Raw genomic sequence first — 24,309 nt, 5'->3', positions numbered from 1 at the left:
CTGAAATTTTTATTAATTTTTTTAGCTACATAACTATTTTTGAGTAAAAGAGTTTTATCAGATATTGCTAAGGATAGATGTGAATCATGGCAAAAATTTAAGAATAAATTTAGATAGTAAAATTTATTGCAAAAAAAGGACTCATAACAACTTGAAAAATACCTAAAGTTTCGGGCAAAAAGTGGCAAGAGTGATTCAAAGTATAAGTGAAAGGTATAACTGAAAGCTAATCTATAAATCCTTGTCGTATACGCTAGGGTGGATATGGGTCGTGACTGACAAACTAATAATTTTAAGTAGCTCTACTCAAGAGCGGGCATAAGGTATCGTTCATGAGCGAATTTGTCCTAGAACAACAAAATGAAGCGGCAGCTCCGCAGCCAAAGCCCAAGGAAATGATTCGTCGTTTGGTTTGGAAGATCTGTATAGCCACCTTGATTTTGATGGCAATAGGCAGTGCCACAAGGGTGATGAACGCAGGACTTGCTTGCCCAGACTGGCCCTTGTGCTACGGGCAATTAGTGCCAGCCAAGCAAATGAATCTCCAAGTATTCTTGGAGTGGTTTCACAGATTGGACGCAGCTTTGATTGGTGTCAGTGCGATCGCCCTTGTTGGTCTGTGTTGGTGGCATCGTCGCGCCCTACCTACTTGGCTGCCTTGGGCATCTACATTCGCCCTATTTTTAATCGTCTTCCAAGGCATCTTGGGGGGACTTACGGTCACCGAACTGTTGCGGTTTGATATTGTGACTGCCCACTTGGGGACAGCGCTGTTGTTTTTCACCACCCTACTGATTGTTGGTACGGCACTCACTCCTTATCAAGGCACTGGCAATGTAGGCAAGTTGCCTTGGTTGGGTTTAGCAGCCTCTATTTTGGTTTACCTACAAAGTTTACTAGGTGCCTTGGTAGGGTCTCGCTGGGCACTACACCAATGTTTGGGCACATCCCAACTTTGTACTGTGATGTACAGCCACATCTTCGGCTTAGTACCACCGACAGTGGCAACTTTAGCGGTGGTATTGATATCTTGGCAAAGACCAGCACTTCATCCTGCTTTGCGGCGATTAGCAAATATGGCTGGTGGGTTGCTGCTTATACAAATACTGTTGGGAGTTGCCACTTTCAGATTACGTCTGCAAGTCGAGCCTCTCACTGTATCTCACCAAGCTGTAGGCGCAGCTTTACTGGGTACTTTAGTGGCTTTCACCGTGCTAGCATTACGCGACTGGGTTGCTAGTCGTGAAACTAACATTTACCCTGTGACTGTAACATTAACTACAAACACACAAGCGAATGGATCGCATTCATAACTCAAAGAGGCGGGGGGAAAGGGAGCAAGGCGCAGGGGAGAAATTTAATCTCCCTGCCATCTTGGTCACTAGCCCCTTTCCTAATTTTGGGGTTTCTCCCTTGCTCCTTTAGGCTCCTGCTCCCTTGCTTCTTTGACATCACATCTAGCACCAATCCCTAGCAACTAGAAGTGGTGGAACCAAAAAAACCCTTGTCTCTACCTGCATCCCAAGAGACATCAAAACGCAAATAACAGCGTTTCTACAAAGGCTCTACAAATAAAAGCCGTGAGTAGCACTCTTCATGGAAGCGCAACGGCGCGTATTGCGACCCAGCCAGATGCAGGAAGTCTGTACTTTCGTTCAACCGCACCAATCAGACTGAGCAGGGCGTGCACATAACTTGTTGAAAAATAAGGAACTAGAGCCAAAATGATTGAGACTAATGTCTCTCGCCACCACGAAACATTTCTCCAGGTAATTCAAAGCTACTACCAGTTAACAAAGCCCCGGATTATCCCGTTGCTCTTAATTACCACTGCTGGCAGTATGTGGATTGCTGCTAAGGGACAAGTAGACCCATTATTGTTGCTAGTAACTATGACTGGCGGCACTTTGGCTGCTGCTAGCGCCCAGACGATTAACTGTATCTATGACCGGGATATTGATTATGAAATGGAGCGGACGCGTCATCGTCCCATCCCTTCTGGTAAGGTACAGCCACGGGAAGCGCTGATTTTCGCTGTGGCTCTGGCTGTCATGTCTTTCACTTTATTGGCAGTTTTTGCTAACCTACTAGCTGCCCTACTGGCTTTTTCTGGCATAGTTTTCTATGTTTTAGTCTATACACACTGGCTAAAGCGCCATAGCACCCAGAATATCGTCATTGGTGGGGCAGCTGGAGCAATTCCGGCGCTAGTAGGCTGGGCCGCTGTTACAGGCACTTTAAGCTGGGCAGCATGGTTAATTTTTGCGATTGTCTTTCTTTGGACGCCTCCTCATTTCTGGGCTTTAGCTTTAATGATTCGGGATGACTACGCCAAAGTCGGAATCCCGATGTTACCAGTTGTTGTCGGTGATACAGCAACAGTTAAGCAAATTTGGTACTACACCTTGGTAACAGTAGCTGCAACGCTGTTACTAATTTTCCCCTTACACGCAACTGGGATTTTTTATGCAGCGATCGCTCTTGGTTTAGGAGCCATATTCATCCACAAAGCTTGGCGCTTATTGCAAAACCCAGAGGATCGGACTGTAGCCAGAGAGCTATTTCTCTATTCCATCTCCTACATGATGCTGTTGTGTCTTGGCATGGTAATTGATAGCCTCCCCATTACTCATAATTTGATTAATGCAGCAGTAGATCAGCTGCATTTATTTAGTTAGGGTAAACAATTATCGCGATCGCGTTACCAAATTTTGAAAGCGCGATCGCATCTATAAATTTAAGCCGTCAGTCGCTAAAATATTCTAAATTATCAGATATTTTCAGTTACAAGCCTACTTATTCTGGCATTACCTGTTCAAAAGTATTACTTAGCACTGTTAAACCTTCTACCACACTCCTCATTTGTTCTTCTGGTAGGTTAGTTAAAACGGTGGCAATTCTGGCACTCGTCAAGGAGCGAATTTGTTGTAGATGATACTTTCCTGTATCAGTTAAATTGAGGACAACATGACGACGCTCTAGGGGATTTTCTACTCTGCTGACCAATTTTTTTTGTACGAGTCGGTCTGTAAGCGTTGAAGCTGTAGCCCTTGTTACCCCTAAATGTTCTGCCACTTGGGAAAGAGAAGCACTTGGATGGCGATCGAGAAAAGCAAGCGCCCGAAATTGCGGGACAGAAAGCGACTCTGGGAGAAAAGAAGCATTACGTCGCATCTCTGTCCGAAAGAACTTGATAATAATCGGAATTGTTTCCATCATTTTAGCAGCGCATTGTTCCGGGGTTACTTCTGGGGCTAGTTTTTTGGGACTCATACAATTTTAGATTGGGGATTTTGCGAAGAGTTGAGGCGATCGCATGACTGATACTAAACCCGGTTTCAATACTCCGATTTGCTAAAGTTGTCAGGACAAAGCAGAGTTAGAAATGCGGATTTGGTAGGAGATTTTGCGCCAAAACTGTCATTTGTCAAGCTGCGGCTTCTGTTACTCAGTCTATCTAACCAAATCTGCAAAAATCTGATGTTTTATGCATTAGATGGCAGGAAGCTTCCAGTAATTTTTTCGCAGGTTATACCAGAAATGGTTCTGGGGATAGATGTTTGGCTAACTGTTAGCGTAGCTAACTAATTTTAGCTAAAATTAAGTGTGTGTTTTTCAAACATCTGTTAAACCTGTATTTAGAGGCTCTCATTAATGCTGTCGCTGGTCAGTATGAGATATTTATCTCTTAAGCTTAAGACTAGACCTTCTTTAGACGCTCAAAAGCTGACGTGGCAAGGACTTTTGCCCTTAATGCCGAAACAATTGAGCAGGGGAATCATGCTGTTCAGTTTAATTGCTCTGTGTGGTTGTACGGCAACTGAAGCACAGTCCAATAACCAAAAAGGCAAAAATCAGCAGCGTGCTGTACCTGTTGTGGTAGCGAGAGTAACGCGTAAAACCATACCTATTGAGTTACGACAAACAGGAACAGTTGTGGCGTATTCGACTGTAGGGATAAAGTCGCAAGTTGCAGGGCCGCTTACAGGAGTTTATTTTCAAGAAGGTCAGAATGTTAAGAAAGGTCAACTGCTATTCAAAATAGATTCCAGACCACAGCAAGCCACCTTAATGCAAGCGCAAGCGAATCGAGATAAGGCGATCGCTCAGGTAAAACAGGCGCAAGCTAACCTTTCTAAGGCTGTAGCCCAAGTCAATCAAGCCAAAGCTAATCTCCTCAAAGACCAAACCCAAGCCAAAAACGCCCAAGCCCAAGCACAACGCTATAGTACGCTTTTCACTCAAGGAGCGATTAGCAAAGAGCAAGCAGAGCAGTACCGTACCGCATCTGATGCTCAAAAAGCAACAGTGCTGGCTGATAACGAAGGTATTGCCAACACCATTGCAGCAGTTGACGCTGCAAAAGCCGACCTCAATAATGCTAAAGCAGAAGTTAGTGCAGCCGAAGCAGCAGTTGATAGCGCTAAAATCGCACTTTCTTATAATTCGATTTTTTCACCAATTACTGGGCGTACAGGTAGCTTGAAGGTTAATCAAGGCAACTTAGTAAAAGATAACGATACCAACCCCTTGGTCACAATTAGTCAAATTAGCCCCATTTACATTACTACTTCCCTTCCGCAACGCTTACTACCAGAACTTAACAAATATCGGGCACAGGGAAAAATAGAAGTAGATGCCTACATTCCCAAAGATGAACAGCGTCCTGAACGTGGCGAACTTTTTTTTGTAGACAGTGGTGTAGATCCCACAACAGGGACTATTCAACTTAAAAGTAGCTTTGCTAACGCCGATGGACGGCTATCGCCAGGGCAATTTGTCAATGTGGTTGTCCGGCTAACACAAGAACCCAACGCCATAGTTGTGCCAACCACAGCCATTCAAACAGGACAACAAGGGCAGTTTGTCTATGTGTTGAATCCTACCGACCAGACCGTAGATATGCGTTCAGTTGTTGTGGGTAATGCAGTTGGTAATGAATCAGTGATTCAGCAAGGGCTAAAAGAAGGCGACCAAGTCGTCACTGATGGACAATTTAACCTCAGACCAAAAGCCAAAGTACAAATTAAGCAAGCAGTAGGCACAGGGCAAAAGGCTGGAGGCGTTAACCAAGGAAATCAAAACCCCTCACAATAGCTTTTATTTTGTAAATATTTATACTTTTTGTCATTGGTCATTGGTCATTTGTCCTTTGTCATTAGTTATTTTCCTCCTTCTCCTCTTTGTCTCCCCACACTCCCCACACTCCCTTCCCTGCTTCCCATATAGCCTATGAACATCTCTGCATTATTTATTCGCCGACCGATCATGACCACACTCGTGATGCTAGCCATCATGGTGTTTGGTTTAATGAGTTATCAATTGCTACCAGTAAGTGACCTGCCAACTGTGGATTTTCCCACAATTCAGGTGTCAGCTAGTTTACCGGGAGCTAGTCCTGAAACGGTAGCTTCATCGGTAGCAACGCCATTAGAGCAGCAATTTTCTAGTATTGCTGGTCTGGATTCGATGAATTCTACAAGTTCTCTGGGTTCGGCACAGATTACACTGCAATTTAATTTGAGTCGGGATATAGATAGTGCGGCTCAAGATGTGCAATCTGCGATCGCAAAAGCAGCGCGGCAGTTACCGACTAGTATGCCTAATCCACCATCATATCGCAAAGTCAACCCAGCAGATTCACCTATTCTGTATGTAGCTTTAAACTCGACAGCACTGCCATTGTCAGAAGTGGATAAATATGGGGAAACAATCTTAGCACAGCGCCTTTCAATGGTTGATGGTGTAGCGCAGGTACAGGTTTACGGTTCGCAAAAGTATGCTGTTCGCATTTACCTAGACCCACAATCATTAAGTTCTAAGGGTTTGGGGATTGACGAAGTAGCAGATGCCGTTTCTAAAGGAAATTCTAATTTACCTACTGGTAACCTTTATGGACAAAACCAAAACTATACTATTGAGTCAAACGGACAATTAAGTAATGCCGAAGCTTATAGTTCTTTAGTAGTTGCTTACCGTAACAGCGCACCAATTCAGTTGAGAGAATTGGGTAAGGTATTTGATAGCGTAGAAAACGACAAAGTAGCAAGTTGGTTCAATGGGAAGCGAGCAATTGTCTTAGCAATTCAACGACAGCCAGGGAGTAATACTGTAGCAGTTGTAGACGGGATCAAGAAAATTTTGCCTAGCTTCCGGGAACAAATTCCCGCAGCGGTAGATATGGAAATTCTTTATGATCGATCCCAATCTATTCGCGAGTCAGTCAACGATGTCAAATTTACCTTGTTCCTGACGATTTGCTTGGTAATTTTGGTAATTTTTCTGTTTTTACGGAATATCTCAGCTACTATCATTCCCAGCTTGGCTGTACCTTTATCACTAGTAGCAACCTTTGGGGTAATGCTATTACTTGGTTACTCTCTGGATAACCTTTCATTGATGGCACTTACTCTAGCCGTTGGCTTTGTGGTAGACGACGCCGTGGTGATGCTAGAAAATATTGTGCGTCACATGGAAATGGGCGAAAATCGAATGCAAGCTGCTCTCAACGGTTCCAAAGAAATTGGTTTTACAATTTTATCAATGACGATTTCTTTGGTAGCTGTATTCATTCCCATTATGTTCATGGGTGGCATTTTGGGAAGGCTATTCAGTGAGTTTGCAGTCACTATTAGCGTGTCAATTTTAGTGTCTGGATTTATTTCCCTCACCCTCACACCGATGCTTTGTAGTCGTTTTCTTAAGCATGAAGGTGAGCATCAACATTCAGATAATGGACATCTTAATGCAAGCAATGGTCATGCTATATCCAACGGTGGTAATGGACATCTTCATGCAGACAAGGGTTATGAAATATCGAATGATGGTAATGGACATCTTCATACAGATAATGGTCATGCCATATCTAATGATGGATATTTAAATACAAGCAATGGTCATGATATATCTCACGATGAAAATTTAAATACAAGCAATGGCTATGATATATCCAACAATGGTAATGGACATCAAATAAATAAAACCAAAGAAAAGAAAGCTAAAAATTGGAAACGTCGTCTTTATAATGCTTCGGAATGGGTATTTGATACGATGCTGCGGGGTTACGAAGCAACTCTAAAGCTATCAATGAAATATCACCGCACGACAATGATTCTTTCGGGAGTGATTTTAGTTGCAACAATATATTTGTTTGTTGTCGTTCCTAAAGGATTCATTCCCAATGATGATACCGGACAGCTAAGCGTTAGCACAGAAGCAGCTCAAGATATTTCCTTTGCTGAAATGGTAAAGCATCAACAAGTGGTAGCAAACATTGTGCGTCGCAACCCCAATGTGGAAGCGATTAACTCCAGCGTTGGTGCAGGTGGAGCCAATGCTACATCTAACTCAGGGCGTATCTTTGTTAAATTAAAACCCCATTCTCAACGACATAAAAATGCTGACGCAGTAGCGGATGAACTACGACCTAAACTAACTGGTATACCGGGAATTCGAGCATTTGTGCAAAACCCGCCATCTATCCGCCTGGGTGGACAACAAACAAAAGCGCTGTATCAATTTGGACTCTCTAGCCCAAATTTACAAGAATTGTATCAATACGCGCCAGCTTTAGAAACGAAAATGCGCCAAATGTCGGAACTGCAAGATGTTAACAGCGACTTGCAAATAAAAAATCCCCAAATTAACGTCCAAGTTAACCGCGAACAAGCTTCAACCTTTGGATTGACAGCGAATCAAATAGAAACCACGTTAAATAACGCTTATGGTACGCGTCAGGTTTCTACTATCTATGCGTCTGATGGTCAGTATCAAGTAATTATGGGAGTAGACCCACAGTATCAACTAAGCCCCAATGACCTTGACCTATTAACAGTTCGCTCTACTAATGGTCAAGAAGTTCCCTTAAATGCAGTTGCAACTCTGACTAAAGGCGTCGGACCATTAACAATTAACCATGCTGGGCAACTTGCTGCTGTTACTATTTCCTTTAACCTCAAACCTGGAGTATCTCTAGGTAGCGTTACCGGAACCATTGAAAAACTGGCTCGTGAAACTTTACCCGCAACCATTAGTACCAGCTTCCAAGGTACAGCACAGGTGTTTCAATCTTCGCTTTCCAGCTTAGGAATTTTGCTGATAATTGCGATTTTGATAATTTACATTATATTGGGGATTCTCTACGAAGATTTTATTCACCCAATCACAATTCTTTCTAGTTTACCTTCTGCGGGGTTTGGTGCCTTGCTCACTTTGATGCTGTTTGGTGTTGACTTAAATATCTACGCTTTTGTCGGCATTATTATGCTAGTTGGTATCGTCAAGAAAAACGGCATTATGATGATTGACTTTGCAATGGATGCCCAACAAAATCGGGGAAAAACGCCGTTTGATGCCATATATGAAGCTTGTGTAGTGCGGTTCCGTCCGATTATGATGACCACAATGGCAGCATTGATGGGTACTTTACCGATCGCACTCGGTTTAGGTGCAGGTGCAGAATCTCGTCGTCCTTTAGGTTTAGCTGTTGTAGGTGGGTTATTGTTCTCTCAACTACTAACGCTTTATATTACCCCTGTTTTCTACACCTACATGGAATCTTTACGTAAGCGGATAACGCACCGCAATAGTAAACAGAAGAAAAGAGTCAGACAGCGCAAGGAAAAAGCAGAAGTATCATGAATCTCTACAACACCACAGCAGCCTTCTATTCTCGATTATGAGTCAATACAGTTCAGTTAAGAAAATTCATTGACAACAAAGTTCACAAATAATTACTAAACAAAAAACCGAACAATTATTTTGGAGGGGGCTTGGGGGACGCAACCGTCCCCCAATCGGGGGTTTGGGGGATAATCCCCCAAATCTTGGTTTTTGTTCGACAGATGAGAACTCTTATCACCTTAACTGAACCATATTGGATTATGAGTAGGATGCGATCGCAGTGCCACAATTTATTATGAAGTGATGGCAATGAGCGATCGGATTATGAAAGATAGCAAGGTTGTGACTTTCACTGCTGATGAGATTCCAGCAGTTCAAAATCAGCAGAATCGTCAGAACAAAAGTTAAAACTAAAAATGATATTTCATAAACCTAAACAGTAGCGAGTCCTTGCTTCAACCAATAGCATTGTCTGTTCAGATAACTTATACCAATTCACGAAAATCCTGATACACATAAATTTTTCGTAGGGGTTTAGCAATGCTCATACGTGTCAACTTAACGTGAAACCCTTGTTATAAGGTGATTTTGTATTCACTCACCTACCATTACGATCCTCGTCACCCCACCCCAGTTTTGTCTAAAGCCAAAACTTCCCCTCCCCGCCTGCGGAGAGAAGTTGCGTGCGGGGGTTCCCCCCCGTTGAGCAAACTTCGGGGGAGGGGATTAAGGGGTGGGGTAAAACGTATGTGGGATAAGCGTTGAGCTTAAGTTGACACCAATGAGCAATGCTAAACCCTGAAGCGCGTATTTGTATCATTATTAAGGCGAAATGGTATTACCTGCTGGATTTTCTGGAAATCGCTTTGGGTCAAGAGAACGAATTTGAAAACACAAAAATACAGTTTCTAAAGGTAAACCACTCTCTGATGAAGGGAGTCTAACCATTGTTGGATAATCACGAGGAACATTAGAGCCTTTAGTACCAACAACTACAGTAGCAACTAAGGGAAGACGGTTAATCGCATCAATTGAAAGTATAAGTACAGGACATTCTCCCGCCTGTTCTTTACCTTGAACTGGATTGAGGTTAACAAAGTAAATCTCTCCACGTTGGATAGTCATTTCTCAATCAAAGCATCCATTTCCGTAATAGCAAATTCTTGGTTAATACCTATTAGTTTTGCTTGAATTGCTGGATCGTTCGCCATATTTGCTAGTTGTTGTTCAAGACTCTCTGTTGTAATGTTTGAAGTATCATTTAAAGATCTGACTCTCATCTTGTGGATAATTCGCTCAACTAACCATAACTGTTCTTCACGTGATAGATATCTGATGGATTGTTCAATTTGATTCAGCTTTGAGGAGTTAATTGAACTGCATAGGAAATCATACCTCCACATCTAATGATCGCAACTAATCGCACTAAATTCCTGCTACCAATCCTATCACCGCTAATTGCGATCGCCTGTGCCCTGATTGTTGGTGCTATCCTCATCCTACTTGCTGGGGCAAATCCCGTCACCGCATACAGCGCTTTATTTCAAGAATCTCTTTCTACCTACTTTGGATTTGGTAACACCCTCACCAAAATGACACCGCTATTGTTCACCAGTTTAGGCGTGTTAGTAGCTTTGCGGGCTGGGCAATTTAATATCGGTGGGGAAGGACAAATTTATCTGGGTGCGTTGGGAAGTACTTTAATTGGGTTATACGTGCAAGGCTTACCTGCTGTGATTCATGTCCCCTTAGCACTTTTGGCAGGATTTCTTTTTGGTGCAGTTTGGGGTTGGATTCCTGGTTATCTTAAAGCAATGCGCGGAGTGAATGAGGTAATTACGACGTTGTTGCTCAACTATATCGCAGTGAATCTAGTTAGCTACCTCGTACAAAATCCACTGATGGCACCTGGTGCACCTAGCCCTTATTCGCCATTAATTGCCAAATCTGCCCGATTACCAATTATTTTACCGCAGAGCCTCGCCCATGCTGGGATTTTATTCGGATTAACTGCCGCAGGAATTTTATGGGTATTGTTAGTGCGATCGCCTCTAGGCTACCAAATTACGGCAGTGGGATTTAACCCCATCGCCGCTCGTTATGCCCACATGTCTGTGGAACGTACCATTATGCTGGTGATGGCGTTAGCGGGAGGTTTAGCGGGGTTAGCTGGGAGTTGTGAGGTGATGGGGTTGAAATATCGACTATTTGAACAAGTTTCGAGCGGTTATGGGTTTGATGCGATTGCGATCGCTTTTTTAAGCCGTGGTAGTGTTGTCGGTGTAGTGCTAACTTCTTTATTTTTTGCGGCGCTTCGCAGTGGTGCGAATGTGATGCAGCGTAGTGCAGGTGTTCCAGTAACTGTGGTTTACGCCATTCAAGGGTTAACGGTGTTGTTTATTGCTATCAGTCTGGCGGTGGAAAGGGAGATAAGAGTAAAAACGCAAAGAGACGCGGAGGTTTAACGCAGCGAAAAGTTCCTCGAAGCCGGGTTTCCCGGCGTAGGAAACTTTTCAAGACAGAGTAACACGGAGAAAACTTTGCGAAACTCTGCGCTTTCCTCTGCGCTCCTCTGCGTTTAAAAATAGCTTTATGAATAATCTCAATTTCTTCTCTGATTACCTGGTGGCTACTTTACGTCTAGCCGTACCCTTAGGATTTGCTGCCCTAGGTGGATTGTACTCGGAACGGTCAGGGGTACTTAATATTGCTCTAGAAGGTATGTTGCTCACTGGTGCTTTTACGAGTGCTGCTACCACCTTTCACACTGGTAATCCTTGGCTGGGTATCTTCGCAGCTTTGATTGCTGGGGGATTGGTAGGATTACTCCATGCTTTTTTATGTGTAACTTTGCGTGTTGACCAATTAGTGTCAGGGCTAGCAATTAATCTTGTAGCTGCTGGGTTAACATCATTTGTGGCAAGGCTAGTATTTAGCGGTAATAGTACACAGCAATTACCTGGAATTGGGGCAATTATTATTCCTGGTTTAGCTAATATTCCCCTACTTGGACCGCTACTATTTCAGCAAGATATTTTAGTATATTTACTATTTATATTAGTTATTTTTACTACATATATTTTATTTCAAACCAGCTTTGGATTAACATTGCGCGCTGTGGGAGAATCTCCTAAAGCTGCTGATACGGCTGGAATCTCAGTACAATTTGTACGTTATATCGCTGTGATAGTTAGTGGTTGTCTTGCGAGTTTAGGCGGTGGTTATTTATGTTTGATACAGGTGAGATTTTTTGCTGAGGGGATGAGTGCAGGTAAAGGATTTATTGCGATCGCAGCTTTAATTTTTGGCAGATGGCATCCTATAGGTAGTGCTTTGGCTTGTTTGCTGTTTGGGGCTACGGAAGCTTTACAACTGCGAATTCAGGCATTAGGGGCAAATATCCCTTACCAATTTTTAGTGATGCTACCTTATGCGATCGCTTTATTGGCATTAGTCGGCTTAGCCGGGAAATCTACACCACCTAAAGCTTTAGGCACTCCCTACTTTGGAGAAAATCGCCACTCAGACTAATTTTATTATCTTGTGCCAAACAAGCGATCACCTGCATCGCCTAATCCAGGAATAATATAGCCGTGTTCATCCAAATGGTCATCAATTGCGGCTGTGTACAAAGGTACATCGGGATGCACCTCACAGAAATGCTGAATACCTTCTGGCGCAGCGAGTAGGCAGACAAACTTAATCGACAAAGGATTAGTTGATTTCAACCGTTCCACCGCCGCCACCGCAGAATTTCCCGTGGCTAGCATCGGATCGACAACGATCATGTCTCGCTGCTCGACATCATAGGGAACCTTAAAATAATACTCCACAGCAATTAAAGTTTTTGGATCGCGATATAAACCAACGTGTCCCACCCTTGCTGATGGGATCAACTCCAGCATCCCATCTAAAATTCCCTGTCCCGCCCGCATAATCGAAACTAACACCAGCTTTTTATCAGGGGCCAAAACAGGCGCATTCATTGGTGCGAGTGGTGTTTTAATCTCTTCGTATTTCAGCGGTAAATCTCGCGTTACTTCATAAGCCAACAACAAACTAATTTCTTTAACAAGATTACGAAATTTCGTTGTACTAGTTTCCGCCCGCCGCATCAACGTTAATTTGTGCTGAATTAAGGGATGTTCAATAAGTGTTACTTGATTTTTTTGGTCAATAGTCATTAGTCAGTTGTTAGTTGTCAGTTGTCAGTTGGCAAGAAGGCAATAGTCATTAGGCAATAGGTTATTTGTCTTCCTTCCTTGCCTCATTTCTCCCCACACTCCCTTATCTCCCTAATCTCCCCAATTCAGAATACCGTACCATCACTTTCTAATTGTATGGGGGGTATCCCACCTGTTCTGAGTTCAGCCGCAATTTTGCGTCCAGCAGTCCAAGTTCCCCCTTGGAGGATTTTTACTAATGGTAGTTCCTCAGTACTCATACTCAACTTTTCACGCACTGTAGCAGCGATTCTATCTAAAAGAATCACGGTCAAAGCCCGCCATTCAACTATAACTGCCGATGCCACTGAGTGAGATGAACTGAAAATATCTGGGTTTTTAACACTGATAAGCCCCAAATCAAGACATAAGCCCCCATTGCGATATTCTGGTAATCCAGTGAGTTGATTTAGACCAGTAATTTTTAACCCAAGTTCTTGTAGTGGTTCTAATAAAGAGTATGTCAACCACTGAGACAGCTTATGAAAAGGTACTAAACCATCATCGCCAATAGCTGGATGTTGCCATACATCGCCCAAATTTACCCCAGCTACCTCTAATCTTCCCGGCCAGATATCACTCAGCCCTTCTAGCACTGCACTTAACACAGTTGTAGCTGCTAACTCACCATTCTCTGACTTACCCAACAGATAATGAACTAAATTCCCCGGACGAGGATTTTTATCTCCAAAGATATGGGGTGAAGCCAATAAAACTTGACCTAACTTTTGTAATAAATTCAACCTTCCCGCAATTCCCACCAAAGGATTTTCAGAACTTACCTGGAATCCAGTTGCTAATTCTGCCTCAGTTAATTCTTGCAACCGCAAAGCATTAACCTGCGGTAAACCCTCACTAGCAAAATTACCTTGACAAAACATTTGGAAACTAGCTACAGCCAAACCTTCAGAACGCCCCAATCTCAAGCCAGTTTCTTGCTCGTTATAATGCCACCTATCTCCTGCACCCGCATCCAACAACACACTCACAATCGCCAAATCAAACTTAGCCGCCGCCTTCTCTACAGGCGATAATCCCAGCAACAGATTATCCAACTTAGCTAATCGCCCCACACCCTCAACTTCAAAATGTCGCCACCGACTATGAAACGGAATATCTAGATTTGGGTATTCCTCCCGCATCACCTCAATTACATAATCCGCAACCCTTCCCAACTGCATCAAATCACAAACAAAATTATCTGACTTCCCCTCACATACCCACGAAAACAATTGCCCACATCGTTCCCGAATCGCCTCTGGAGAACGAAGATATGCAACTAATTCTCTCTGCGCCTCTGCGGTTCCTATCTCCATCCTTCACCTCCTGATACACCCCAGAAGGATAAAGGATAAAACTTCATCCTTTATCCTTCACACTTTATTAACAAAGCCAGAAGTGCAGAGAGCAGTATTCCTTCTGCCTTCTACCACGCCACTTGCTACAACGCAGGGAACCTCCCTTCGGGTTCGCAGTTGCTTCAAGTCGGCGAAGCCGCCCAACGCACTGCTCACCGCAATGGAGTGGCTCCTCTGCCTTCTGCCTTCTTCACTCTTCCAACTCTCGCCCCTTCACCTCACTCAAACCCTCACCATCTAACACATCACCTGTAGTAAAGTAGCCTGCTGCTTTCTTCGCCTCAATTTCTACCCGTGCATCTTGAGGAATCAAATCTTCTGGGATGGGAACCCGTTCGACAATCTCAATCCCGGCTTGGGTAATGGCTTTGAACTTCATATTACTCATCGACACCATGCGGTCAATACGGGTAATACCCAACCAATGCAACACATCGGGCATCAACTCTTGGAAGCGCATATCTTGCACGCCCGCCACACATTCTGTCCGGGCAAAATAGGCATCAGCGCGATCGCCTCCTTCTTGGCGCTTTCTGGCATTGTAAACTAAGAATTTCGTCACCTCTCCCAAGGCTCTTCCTTCTTTGCGGCAGTATACTATTACGCCTACACCTCCTTCTTGTGCGGTTTGTACACAAACTTCAATTCCATGTACTAAATAAGGACGACAGGTACAGATATCGGAACCAAACACATCAGAACCGTTGCATTCATCATGTACCCGCACCGCTAAGGGTTTATTCGGATCGGCGATCGCGGCTACATCACCGACAATATATACAGTTACACCCCCAATTGGTGGTAAAAACACTTCTAAATCAGAACGTGTCACCAATTCTGGGAACATCCCCCCAGTTTGTTCAAATAAAGCGCGACGTAAATCTGCTTCTGTGATTCCAAAGCGCTTGGCAATTCCTGGTAAATACCACACTGGCTCAATTGCAGCCTTAGTGACAACTAAATCACCACCTGGCTTCATAATTTTGCCATCAACCTGCAAGCGCCCTTTATCCACCGCATCTTGCAGTTCCGGCATATTAATATGAGCCTGAGTAATGGCGATCGTCGGGCGGATATCATATCCTTGGGCGTAATAAGAGCTAAACACCTCACTAGCCACTGCCCCAAAGGGATCGAGGGAAACAATTTTCTCAGGATCGGCCCAGCTGGGATGGGGACCAATATGTGTAACTGGTGATGTATTAGTCAGATCTGCGCGATGATCTGACTGTAAAGCACCGCTAGCCACTGCTAAAGCGCGATACACAGCATAACTACCAGAATGAGTGCCAATCACATTCCGGTGCGCCTGCTTAGTCAAAGTGGCAATAATCGGACCACGTTCCATCGGGTCAGCTGCTCCCCAGTGAATGGGGATTGGTTTGGGACCAAAATTATTAGGATGGGATGTTAGAACAATATGCCTGGAAACACTATTTGGCTTTGGCATAGACAATTTATTTTTTGTGATGTTTTTATCAAGTATTAGTCAACAGGGGTTTGTCAAGTACCAACAGTTGGCTTTTATTTTTAAATTTATGATGTACTAACGATTAGTTAACCATGAATTTACATATTAAAACCCGTATTTATAGTATTGCTGAATACCTAAAAATAACAACACGGAAATTGCTCAATTTGCAACTGTAAAAAGAGAATTTAAAGATGACTTTAAAAATGACTAAGTAGAGATTTTTGTGCGAAAGTTGATATATAAATACAATTACCTAGACCGAATTTATGGATTCTTTATCTATCAACTCTTTACTTGAAGATTTGAAAAATTCCGATGCTGCAATCCGGGAAAAGGCAACTAAAAAAATATGGCGCATCTGGTTTCAGCAAAAAGGAATTTACGGGTTGGAGAAAATTGACCACAGTCAAAAGTTGTTAGATGCTGGTGAAACTACTGAAGCAGAAAAAGTCCTAACCCAACTAATTACAGAACAACCAGATTTTGCCGAAGCATGGAATCGTCGTGCTTTTCTTTACTACAGCATCGGCGATTATCAAAAGTCTTTGGCGGATTGTCAGATGGTTGTGAATCTCAATTCTGTACATTTTGGCGCACTCCACGGTATGGGATTGTGTTATGCCGCATTAGGAAAGTATCGTGAAGCAATCCAAGCTTTTCAACGCGCTCTACTAATTCAACCTTATTCTGTAGTGAACCAAAAGCTGATTCTAGAATGTACATTCAGAATCAGCTAAAACACCACAAATAAGAGAGCGTTAATTTGTTCCATGAATCAGTCTCCATCCTCATCAACAGTAATTTATCGCCTTAGTCGCCGTCAGTTTATTCAGTACAGTTGCATCAGTATAAGTAATAGTTTGATTGCAGCCTGTGCTAATAGCAACTCCGCAACCACAAATTCAGGATTAGATAAAGTTACCTTTGGTACTAATTGGATTGCACAAGCAGAACACGGCGGATTTTATCAGGCGATGTCTACGACGGGCTGTGCCTACGCAACTGGAATCTACAAAAACCACGGTCTGGATGTGACTATTAAAATGGGTGGTCCCCAAGTACCCAGTGGTACCCAGTTATTGATGGGAGATGCGGTAGATTTTTTCATGGGTTATGGCATTGATGCCATCAACGCCGTAGCACAAGGAATTCCTAAAATTACGGTAACGGCAATCTTTCAAAAAGACCCTCAGTGTATAATTTCCCATCCCAACACAGCAATTAAAACCCTTGCCGATCTCAAAGGCAAACCAATTTATATCTCAGCAGCAGCTAATGTTAATTTTTGGCCTCTTCTCAAAGCTAAATATGGTTTTACGACGAACAAAAACGCCCTTATAACTTTAATTTTGCCCCATTTTTAGCTGACAAAACCTCAGCACAACAAGGCTATATAACATCAGAACCCTTCGCTATTGAAAAACAAGGTGGGGTTAAGCCGATAGTATTTTTACTAGCAGATTATGGTTATCCAGCATATGCAACTACTATTGAGACAAAGAAAGAATTAGTAGAGAAAAATCCAAATTTAGTGCAACGCATTGTTGAAGCATCAATCAAAGGTTGGTATAGCTACTTAGAAAATCCGGTAAATAAGACAATTTTATGAAAACAGTATTAATCCAATTACCATCAACTGTATTTTCGGCTCTCCGCAAAAACCCTGAAGAGTTCGTTCAAGAGATGCGGATTGCCGCAGTAAAATGGTACGAGTGAGGCGAAATATCTCAAGCGAAAGCAGCAGAAATTGCAGGATTAACACGAGCAGAGTTTATTAATGCTCTCTCTCGTTACCGAGTTGATTTTATGCAATACACTACCGAAGAAATAGCCGAATAAATGACAAATGTCGATTAACCGCATCATTATCAACTCTTCACCTCTGATTGTTTTATTTAAAAGTAAACAAACAGAATTACTCTCACAACTCTTTAAAGAAATCATTGTTCCCGAAGGTATATTTACAGAAGTCACTTCAGCAGGGGAAGATGATGCAGCCTCAAGACAATTGCCTAATGTTTCTTGGATACAAATAGTAAAAATTCCGGCTGTATCTCCTGAAATTGCTGCTTGGGATTTGGGTTTAGGAGAGTCACAAGTATTAAGTCTAGCTTTGACAACTTCAGATTGATTGTGCAGCCGTTGTTGATGATAGAGCAGCACGGCGCTGTGGTCAATCGTTCTATCTATTTTTATCTGTATCCGGTCTTGCAATTCTGGAGATAGTTTGATGAACGCTTTTCTCGCACCCTTGGTAAATTTAACTTCGTAAATCACGCTACATCCTTGTTTCGTTCATTAGCGATTTCCTGTTTAATGTTCTCCCATGCAATAAGACTATTATTTTCCATATCACTTTTAGCAGCATGATAGGCTTTTAAATCGTTTTCTTCTTCTTCATCCTCAATTTTTTGTAGTAGTGCATAAATTTCATCTAAGGTACTATCATAAGCTTGATGTAAAAGTACATTGATTGCTTTAATTAACTGTTCGCGTTCTTGTTCGGTTTTCATTTTTCTACCTCTTCTCAACTGAACTCCTGAATTTAATTTTAAATTAGCGCTCAATCATCTTTGCGCCTACCTAGCAAGAATTCGCTTTGCGTCTTTGCACCTTTGCGTGAAAATAAAAAGAAATTTGCTAGTTTAACCAAAATACTAATGAAAACTATCAACTTAGATACCCTCATTGCTGCTTTTGCAGACATCGAAACCATTACCGATCCCGCCCAAGTCGCCAAATTATCCCAGGACTATCACACCTTTAGCCCGGTTCTCGTACCCAAATTAGCCGGAAAAGTCGGGGATATCGTCGTCCGTCCCGCCAATGAAGCAGAAGTCATTAAAGTAGCCGCAACCTGTGCCAAACACCGCATACCTGTAACCGTCCGGGGTGCAGGAACAGGGAATTACGGGCAATGCGTACCTCTGCATGGTGGCGTAATTCTTGATATGACCAAAATGCACGAAATTCTCTGGGTAAAACCAGCAGTAGCGCGGGTAGAAGCTGGGGTGAAATTGGCAGCTTTGGATAAAAAAGCGCGAGAAATCGGTTGGGAAATGCGCATGGCTCCCTCAACCTACCGTACAGCTACAATTGGCGGATTTATAGCTGGTGGAAGTGGGGGTATAGGCTCAATACAATATGGCTTATTAGGCGATCGCGGTAATCTATTAGGACTGCGAGTGGTAACTTTAGAAGATGAACCCCGCATCATCGAGTTACGCGGCGATGACGTGCAAAAGGTAAATCATGCTTGGGGTATTAATGGCATCATCACGCAATTAGAACTACCTTTAGGGCCAGCTTATCCTTGGGCGGAAGTAATTGTCACCTTTGACGACTTTATAACAGCCGCCAAATTTGGTAATGCCCTTGGTAATGCTGATGGCATGATGAAGAAATTGATTAGCGTGTTTGCATCGCCAATTCCTCAATACTTTCACGCTTTACATGAATACATCCCAAAAGGTACGCACCCAGCATTTTTAATGGTTGCTGAACCGAGTTTGGAATTTTTACCAGGATTGGTTCACCAATATGGCGGACAAATTACCTATCAAAAACCCGCACAAGATGCAGGTAAAGGTACAAATTTAGCAGAATTTACCTGGAACCACACCACCTTACACGCCCGTACTGTAGATACCTCAATTACCTATTTGCAAAGTATCTTTCCTCCAGATTCTAGTTTGCAATTGGTGGAACATATGTATCATCACTTTGGTGATGAAATTATGATGCATTTAGAATTTTTTCGGGTCAAAGGTGCAGTTATTCCTGGTGCTTTACAACTCGTGCGCTACACCACAGAAGAACGCCTCAACGAGATTATCCGCTATCACGAAGCGCAGGGTGTAATGATTGCCAATCCTCATACATACATTATTGAAGACGGCGGCAGAAAAGTAATTGACCCTGAGCAGTTAAAATTTAAAGAAATGGTTGACCCCTATGGATTGATGAATCCTGGTAAAAGCAAAGTATTAGAATTCAAGATTCAACATTAACAGCAAATAGGGGAATCATTACCAGCTGTAAAGATTTCCCTTGCCTGCAAAAGTTGTATTGCACTCAAGTGTAAACCGCTATAAACTTTGTAATCTGATTACTCAACCGTAGAGATAATCAAAGTTTAAAAATCACCAATTGCCCATGATTGAAATTGACGGTTCCTACGGAGAAGGCGGTGGACAAGTTCTGCGTACCTCCTTGAGTTTAGCCGCTATCACTGGTGAAGCTATCAGCATTGCAGGTATTCGTGCCAAACGTAAAAGGCCAGGGCTAGCCGCACAACACCTCACAGCAGTTCGTGCTGCGGCCAAAATCTGTCATGCGCAATTGCGAGGTGATGCTTTAGGTTCAATGAAGCTGGAATTCATTCCTGGTAGTGCTGTACAGCCAGGACAATATACTTTTGATGTCACAGAAGCACAGCAAGGTGGTTCGGCTGGGGCGATGACTCTGGTTTTGCAGACTGTGCTTTTACCTTTAGCCTTGGCTGCTGATGACTCGCAAGTGATTTTAAAAGGCGGAACTCATGTTCCTTTTAGTCCGACAATGACATACATTGAGCAAGTTTATCTACCGATGCTGCGCCGCATGGGAGTAAAGGCGACAGCAAAGTTACGTGCGTGGGGATGGTATCCTCAAGGTGGTGGAGAGATGCATATAAAAGTCAGTGGTAGTGGCACAATCAATGGGATTACTTTGTTGGAACGGGGTAACTTACACCAAGTGCGGGGACTAGCAGTAGTAACAGAATTAGCTTCTCATATTGCCCAACGAATGGCGAATCGTGCCGAGAATTTGTTGCGTCAAGCTGGATTGAAAGCTGCTATTGAGGCATTGCGAGAAAAAGGTGTCGCACCTGGGGCAGGTGTTTTTTTAACTGCTGAGTATAAAAACAGCTTAACAGGGTTTGGTGGATTTGGACGTTTGCGCTTACCAGCAGAGAAAGTTGCAGATATTGCTTGTCGGCAACTATTACAGTTTCACCAAACAGGTGCGCCAGTGGATGAACATTTGGCAGATCAATTATTATTGCCAGCAACTTTAGCATCTGGGGCAAGCCAGTATCGAGCATCTGAGATTAGTACTCATTTAACAACAAATGCAGCGATCATTGAACGGTTTGGATTAGCACGCGTAACAGTGGATGAAGCAGAGAAAATAGTAGCGATCGCACCTCATATAAGCTAGTACTATTTTAAAATAGGCGGCGGTTCTCAAATCCATAATTAGAATTGCGATCGCGCTACTCTATCATAGAAAAATTCATCAGTAAAAAAATGATTTTTGACCAAGCAGAATTTGCTTTACGCTGTGAGTGGGGACAGCAAGGAGTTGCTCAACTTGCACCAATTAGTGATGCCATTATTATTGTCGATGTTCTATCTTTCTCTACTGCGACAGAAATTGCTACCAATAATGGTGCAATTATATATCCCTATCAATGGAGAGATGATTCGGCAATTGATTATGCCAAGTCTCTAAAAGCAGAATTATCAAAAGGTCGTATGTCTCAAGAAGGTTATTCACTTTCTCCTGCATCTTTAACTAAAATTCCTACGGGAACTAAGTTAGTTATACCTTCTCCTAATGGTTCTACTCTGACATTGCTAACTGGTAAGACTCCAACGATAGCAGGTTGCTTGCGAAACAGTGAAGCCGTGGCAAAATTTGCTCAAAAATATGGTTCAAGAATTGCAGTCATTCCCGCTGGTGAAAAGTGGGAAGATGGTACACTGCGGCCAGCTTTTGAAGATTTAATTGGTGCTGGCGCAATCCTAAGTTGCTTAAGTGGTAGCTTATCTCCGGAAGCTGAAACTGCCATAGTAGCATTTCATACTTTTCAGAATAATTTGCTAACATTTTTAAAAAAATGCAGTTCTGGAAAAGAATTGATTGATAAAGGTTATGAATTGGATGTTGAATTAGCAGCAGCTTTTAATATTAGTGATTGCGTGCCCTTATTTACGGAAAACGCTTATATCAATAGTCATTCTATAAATCGATAATTTGATTAAAAATAGATTTATATTATTTGATATATAGGATTACTACCTGATTTATTTTTAAATATACATACGCTCGCAGCGCTTCGCGATTTTGAATTTTGAATTGTTTATCTCCTTTACCGCTGACGAGCTTTTGGGTTGAGTTTGAAGTTTATTAGTGGAGCTAAGAGTGATGAAAGAAGATACTGTTAAAATCACTGGTTTTCACGCTCATGTTTACTTCGATATTGCAAGTCGTGAGGCGGCTGCACGTGTACGCGAAGGATTAGGTGCTAGTTTTGATGTGCAGCTCGGACGTTGGCATGAAAAGCCTATTGGCCCTCACCCAAAATCAATGTATCAAGTTGCATTTTCTCCAGAGCAGTTTGGCAATGTTGTTCCCTGGTTAATGCTCAATCGTGAGGAGTTAGACATTCTTGTTCACCCTTCAACTGGTGACGATGTGGCAGACCATATAGACCATTCTTTGTGGTTAGGAAATAAGTTAGATCTAAATGTTGAGTTTCTTCAACAGATTAGAAGATCATAAGCTTTTGTGGAAATTCTAATTGTGCGATCGCCAGTAGGATATAGTGGCGGGTTTTCAGATTGTGCATTTGGGAATATGACTCTATTGGAGGGCTTCGCAATAGCAATCATCGTATGGAAACAAATCATCATCAGGTTTATTGACGGTAATAAAACATCGATGCTTGACTAATTCAATTCGCTCTTGCAATTCTAAATCATCACTTTCAGCGTTCTCGCACTGCCCCAAATTTAGATCATTTTTTCCGTCAATATTGTAGTAAACAAAATTGTTAATCTTGTAATCTCGTCGAAAACTTGTTCGCCACTGAGAATTGCTTCCCCAACCATAGGAAAGATCTTGGCATTTTCGTGTCTTTCTACGATAAGTCCAGTACAGCGTTGACTTCTCTGCAATGGATTTATTAATGTTTGCTATACCACCAGCTACGCAAGCACCAGCACGAGAAAATATCATGTCCCCTAGCATCAGAGAATCCCAAAAGATACTAATAACAGTGATTTCTGGATAGCGGTGTTCATCTTGAATAACCTGAACAATTTCGTGATAGAACGGCGAAAATTGTCTAGAGGTCACTACCTCGAAACCTAGCGATCGCATAAATTCAAGATAATTACCACTTGTAATTTCTGCTCCAGAACCAATTTCAGTATCCTCATCACGGAGATGCCAGATTAACAAGTCGTTTATACGGGAAAGTGCATAAAGTTGCCACAAATCCTCAATTGATGCTTCTGGTATTGGAGAACCGCTTCTTGTTGCAAAATCGCTTAACCAAGCCTTGATTGCCATTGCATTTGCACACCACGGATGCAATATCTCTGAATAGAGATCGGTTCCTTGATAACTAAGAATCGAATCAAACAGTTCACGATACGGTGCTTGGGAAATATGCATTGGTTCTAGGCTAGAGAATTGCTTGATTCATATGATGTCCGGCAAATTGCCCTTAATATGTCCGCAGCGAGTGCAACTTAGACGCCTGAAAGGTGGCTTCCCGTTCGCCGTTAGGCGTTCCCGTAGGGTAGTGTAATAAAGCAATCACAAGGACTCTGCGATTGCTTCACTTCGTACCCTTCTCCTGCCAGAGACGCTATGCAAACGGGTTATCCGAAATAGTACGCAATGACAGGTATTTGAACGGGCATAATCTGATTATTGCGATCGCAATAATTTTTCAATTCTTCGCCCCAAATCTGAGATATATAACCTTGAGTTGTTGAAATTCTCGGGAAATAAAACTTATACCTCTAGACCTAATTCTTGAGTTTTCTTCACATGTTCAGGAATCATCACCGTACACATCAAAGACCAAAGCTCTAACCAAGCAGCCTTAGTTTCCTTATCAAAATTGTTCTTTAATGTTTTCTCCAAAGTACGGACGAGTGCCAAACCTACAGTATGATAATGACTCGCCTTTACGTTATAAGAAACGTGCTTTGATGCCAAGTCTACTAATATAGGTATAAGTTTAGGGTCTAGTTCTGTCTTCTCATCACCCAAAAATGGGTCTATAGTACCTGGTAACAGACCCAAGGCAGCATCAACCATCTGTGTCAGCATTCGGCTCTGATTAAACTTGTTTTTGAACATAAGTTTCAGCGCTGGATCGAGTTCAAAGAGTATCTCGTAAAACTCTAACCCCCAAAAACCCAATGAGTCAGAAATCAACTCCTGCTGTTTAAAATCATCAAACTGACCGTCTTTAACTAGCTTCCAAGAATTCTGGATTTGGCGAAACTGTTCAGGTGTCAATTGAGGATTGGGATTGACATAAGATGGGTAGTACTTTGTGGGATCAAAAGGCTGTGTAGACATCTTTAGTTACCCAAACATAAGAATCAGTATTTGGTTGCATACTGATTTTATAAACCTCTCCTCGAAAATAAAAGCAGAGCTTGGTAAACTTTTATATGCTAAAAATAGGGCATTGATTTTAATACCGAGCATTGTGTGATTGATCACATGACCATTTAGCTTGAGGCGATTTTAGCAAGAATTGCTTGGGCAGCGGCTTCATCAGTTGTAAAAAGCTTTCAACTGTTCTGTTGTTGGTTCCATCTAGATCCCAGCCTCAATCAAG

The 24,309-nt window shown here is 42.5% G+C and carries 22 protein-coding genes and 1 pseudogene; 15 read left to right on the top strand and 8 right to left on the bottom strand.

Features of this window, described 5'->3' with window-relative positions; all coding sequences use genetic code 11:
* The first annotated feature begins 332 nt into the window (after window positions 1-332).
* Both BV375_RS26615 and BV375_RS26610 read left to right on the top strand, forming a co-directional pair.
* Complete coding sequence (locus BV375_RS26615; protein ID WP_086766059.1) at window positions 333-1,313, top strand: heme A synthase; 981 nt, start codon at window positions 333-335, stop codon at window positions 1,311-1,313.
* A gap of 411 nt (window positions 1,314-1,724) precedes the next feature.
* Window positions 1,725-2,678: a heme o synthase gene (locus BV375_RS26610; protein ID WP_086766057.1), complete on the top strand. Its 954-nt coding sequence runs from the start codon at window positions 1,725-1,727 to the stop codon at window positions 2,676-2,678.
* 118 nt (window positions 2,679-2,796) lie between these two features.
* Here the strand turns inward: BV375_RS26610 and BV375_RS26605 are convergent, their stop codons facing one another.
* Window positions 2,797-3,273 (bottom strand): MarR family winged helix-turn-helix transcriptional regulator, encoded by a 477-nt coding sequence (locus tag BV375_RS26605; protein ID WP_086766055.1) that lies wholly within the window; start codon window positions 3,271-3,273, stop codon window positions 2,797-2,799.
* Window positions 3,274-3,780: 507 nt separating this feature from the next.
* Here BV375_RS26605 and BV375_RS26600 point away from each other — a divergent pair.
* Window positions 3,781-5,097: an efflux RND transporter periplasmic adaptor subunit gene (locus BV375_RS26600; RefSeq protein ID WP_243714063.1), complete on the top strand. Its 1,317-nt coding sequence runs from the start codon at window positions 3,781-3,783 to the stop codon at window positions 5,095-5,097.
* Window positions 5,098-5,232: 135 nt separating this feature from the next.
* Window positions 5,233-8,640: an efflux RND transporter permease subunit gene (locus tag BV375_RS26595; RefSeq protein WP_086766052.1), complete on the top strand. Its 3,408-nt coding sequence runs from the start codon at window positions 5,233-5,235 to the stop codon at window positions 8,638-8,640.
* A gap of 804 nt (window positions 8,641-9,444) precedes the next feature.
* On the opposite strand, the gene BV375_RS26590 is transcribed toward BV375_RS26595, so the two are convergent.
* The gene (locus tag BV375_RS26590; RefSeq protein ID WP_086766050.1) at window positions 9,445-9,747 is read right to left on the bottom strand and encodes a type II toxin-antitoxin system PemK/MazF family toxin; all 303 of its coding nucleotides are present in this window, start codon (window positions 9,745-9,747) and stop codon (window positions 9,445-9,447) included.
* Window positions 9,748-10,028: 281 nt separating this feature from the next.
* Here BV375_RS26590 and BV375_RS26580 point away from each other — a divergent pair, with 281 nt between their 5' ends.
* Entirely contained in the window at window positions 10,029-11,087 is a 1,059-nt protein-coding gene (locus BV375_RS26580; protein ID WP_086766046.1) for an ABC transporter permease, read from the top strand.
* A 127-nt stretch (window positions 11,088-11,214) separates the two neighbouring features.
* Entirely contained in the window at window positions 11,215-12,153 is a 939-nt protein-coding gene (locus tag BV375_RS26575) for an ABC transporter permease (protein WP_086766044.1), read from the top strand.
* A gap of 5 nt (window positions 12,154-12,158) precedes the next feature.
* Here the strand turns inward: BV375_RS26575 and upp are convergent, their stop codons facing one another.
* The 3 genes from upp to BV375_RS26560 all read right to left on the bottom strand — a co-directional run bounded on the left by upp (window position 12,159) and on the right by BV375_RS26560 (window position 15,653).
* Window positions 12,159-12,806, bottom strand: a complete 648-nt coding sequence (gene upp, locus BV375_RS26570; RefSeq protein ID WP_086766042.1) for a uracil phosphoribosyltransferase — start codon at window positions 12,804-12,806, stop codon at window positions 12,159-12,161.
* Window positions 12,807-12,931: 125 nt separating this feature from the next.
* Window positions 12,932-14,161: a URC4/urg3 family protein gene (locus BV375_RS26565; RefSeq protein ID WP_086766040.1), complete on the bottom strand. Its 1,230-nt coding sequence runs from the start codon at window positions 14,159-14,161 to the stop codon at window positions 12,932-12,934.
* A 232-nt stretch (window positions 14,162-14,393) separates the two neighbouring features.
* Complete coding sequence (locus BV375_RS26560; RefSeq protein WP_086766038.1) at window positions 14,394-15,653, bottom strand: GTP cyclohydrolase II; 1,260 nt, start codon at window positions 15,651-15,653, stop codon at window positions 14,394-14,396.
* Between the two features lie 290 nt (window positions 15,654-15,943).
* Between BV375_RS26560 and BV375_RS26555 the strand changes: the two genes are divergently transcribed.
* The 5 genes and pseudogenes from BV375_RS26555 (at window position 15,944) to BV375_RS26540 (ending at window position 17,808) form a co-directional block, all read left to right on the top strand.
* Window positions 15,944-16,414 (top strand): tetratricopeptide repeat protein, encoded by a 471-nt coding sequence (locus BV375_RS26555; RefSeq protein ID WP_086766036.1) that lies wholly within the window; start codon window positions 15,944-15,946, stop codon window positions 16,412-16,414.
* A gap of 33 nt (window positions 16,415-16,447) precedes the next feature.
* Window positions 16,448-17,041 (top strand): ABC transporter substrate-binding protein, encoded by a 594-nt coding sequence (locus BV375_RS38855; protein ID WP_279432968.1) that lies wholly within the window; start codon window positions 16,448-16,450, stop codon window positions 17,039-17,041.
* A complete protein-coding gene (locus BV375_RS38850; RefSeq protein WP_339376788.1) occupies window positions 16,984-17,286 on the top strand; it encodes an ABC transporter substrate-binding protein in 303 nt (100 codons plus the stop codon). Before BV375_RS38855 ends, BV375_RS38850 begins: the two co-directional genes overlap by 58 nt.
* Window positions 17,283-17,516: pseudogene (locus BV375_RS26545) on the top strand (UPF0175 family protein). Before BV375_RS38850 ends, BV375_RS26545 begins: the two are co-directional and overlap by 4 nt.
* Window positions 17,517-17,523: 7 nt before the next feature.
* Entirely contained in the window at window positions 17,524-17,808 is a 285-nt protein-coding gene (locus tag BV375_RS26540; RefSeq protein ID WP_086766034.1) for a hypothetical protein, read from the top strand.
* A 142-nt stretch (window positions 17,809-17,950) separates the two neighbouring features.
* Here BV375_RS26540 and BV375_RS26535 read toward each other — a convergent pair whose 3' ends face one another.
* On the bottom strand, window positions 17,951-18,190 hold the full coding sequence (locus BV375_RS26535) for a hypothetical protein (RefSeq protein ID WP_086766032.1): 240 nt from the start codon (window positions 18,188-18,190) through the stop codon (window positions 17,951-17,953).
* 147 nt (window positions 18,191-18,337) lie between these two features.
* Between BV375_RS26535 and BV375_RS26530 the strand changes: the two genes are divergently transcribed.
* From BV375_RS26530 to BV375_RS26515, 4 genes are all read left to right on the top strand, one after another.
* On the top strand, window positions 18,338-19,687 hold the full coding sequence (locus BV375_RS26530) for an FAD-binding oxidoreductase (RefSeq protein WP_086766030.1): 1,350 nt from the start codon (window positions 18,338-18,340) through the stop codon (window positions 19,685-19,687).
* A 145-nt stretch (window positions 19,688-19,832) separates the two neighbouring features.
* Window positions 19,833-20,879 carry an RNA 3'-terminal phosphate cyclase gene (gene rtcA / locus BV375_RS26525; RefSeq protein ID WP_086766028.1) on the top strand — a complete coding sequence of 349 codons (1,047 nt, stop codon included), beginning with the start codon at window positions 19,833-19,835 and terminating at the stop codon, window positions 20,877-20,879.
* Window positions 20,880-20,968: 89 nt separating this feature from the next.
* On the top strand, window positions 20,969-21,697 hold the full coding sequence (locus tag BV375_RS26520; protein ID WP_086766026.1) for a 2-phosphosulfolactate phosphatase: 729 nt from the start codon (window positions 20,969-20,971) through the stop codon (window positions 21,695-21,697).
* 172 nt (window positions 21,698-21,869) lie between these two features.
* Complete coding sequence (locus BV375_RS26515; RefSeq protein WP_086766024.1) at window positions 21,870-22,226, top strand: DOPA 4,5-dioxygenase family protein; 357 nt, start codon at window positions 21,870-21,872, stop codon at window positions 22,224-22,226.
* A gap of 81 nt (window positions 22,227-22,307) precedes the next feature.
* Here the strand turns inward: BV375_RS26515 and BV375_RS26510 are convergent, their stop codons facing one another.
* Window positions 22,308-23,123, bottom strand: coding sequence for a hypothetical protein (locus BV375_RS26510; protein ID WP_086766022.1), 816 nt, complete (start codon window positions 23,121-23,123; stop codon window positions 22,308-22,310).
* A 345-nt stretch (window positions 23,124-23,468) separates the two neighbouring features.
* Window positions 23,469-24,044, bottom strand: a complete 576-nt coding sequence (locus tag BV375_RS26505; protein WP_086766020.1) for a globin domain-containing protein — start codon at window positions 24,042-24,044, stop codon at window positions 23,469-23,471.
* Window positions 24,045-24,309: the final 265 nt, after the last annotated feature.

The sequence above is a fragment of the Nostoc sp. 106C genome (assembly GCF_002154725.1).
Classification (GTDB): Bacteria; Cyanobacteriota; Cyanobacteriia; order Cyanobacteriales; family Nostocaceae; genus Aulosira.
Note: the sequence above shows the minus strand (reverse complement) of the source record. Positions and strands in the feature narration are given on the sequence as shown.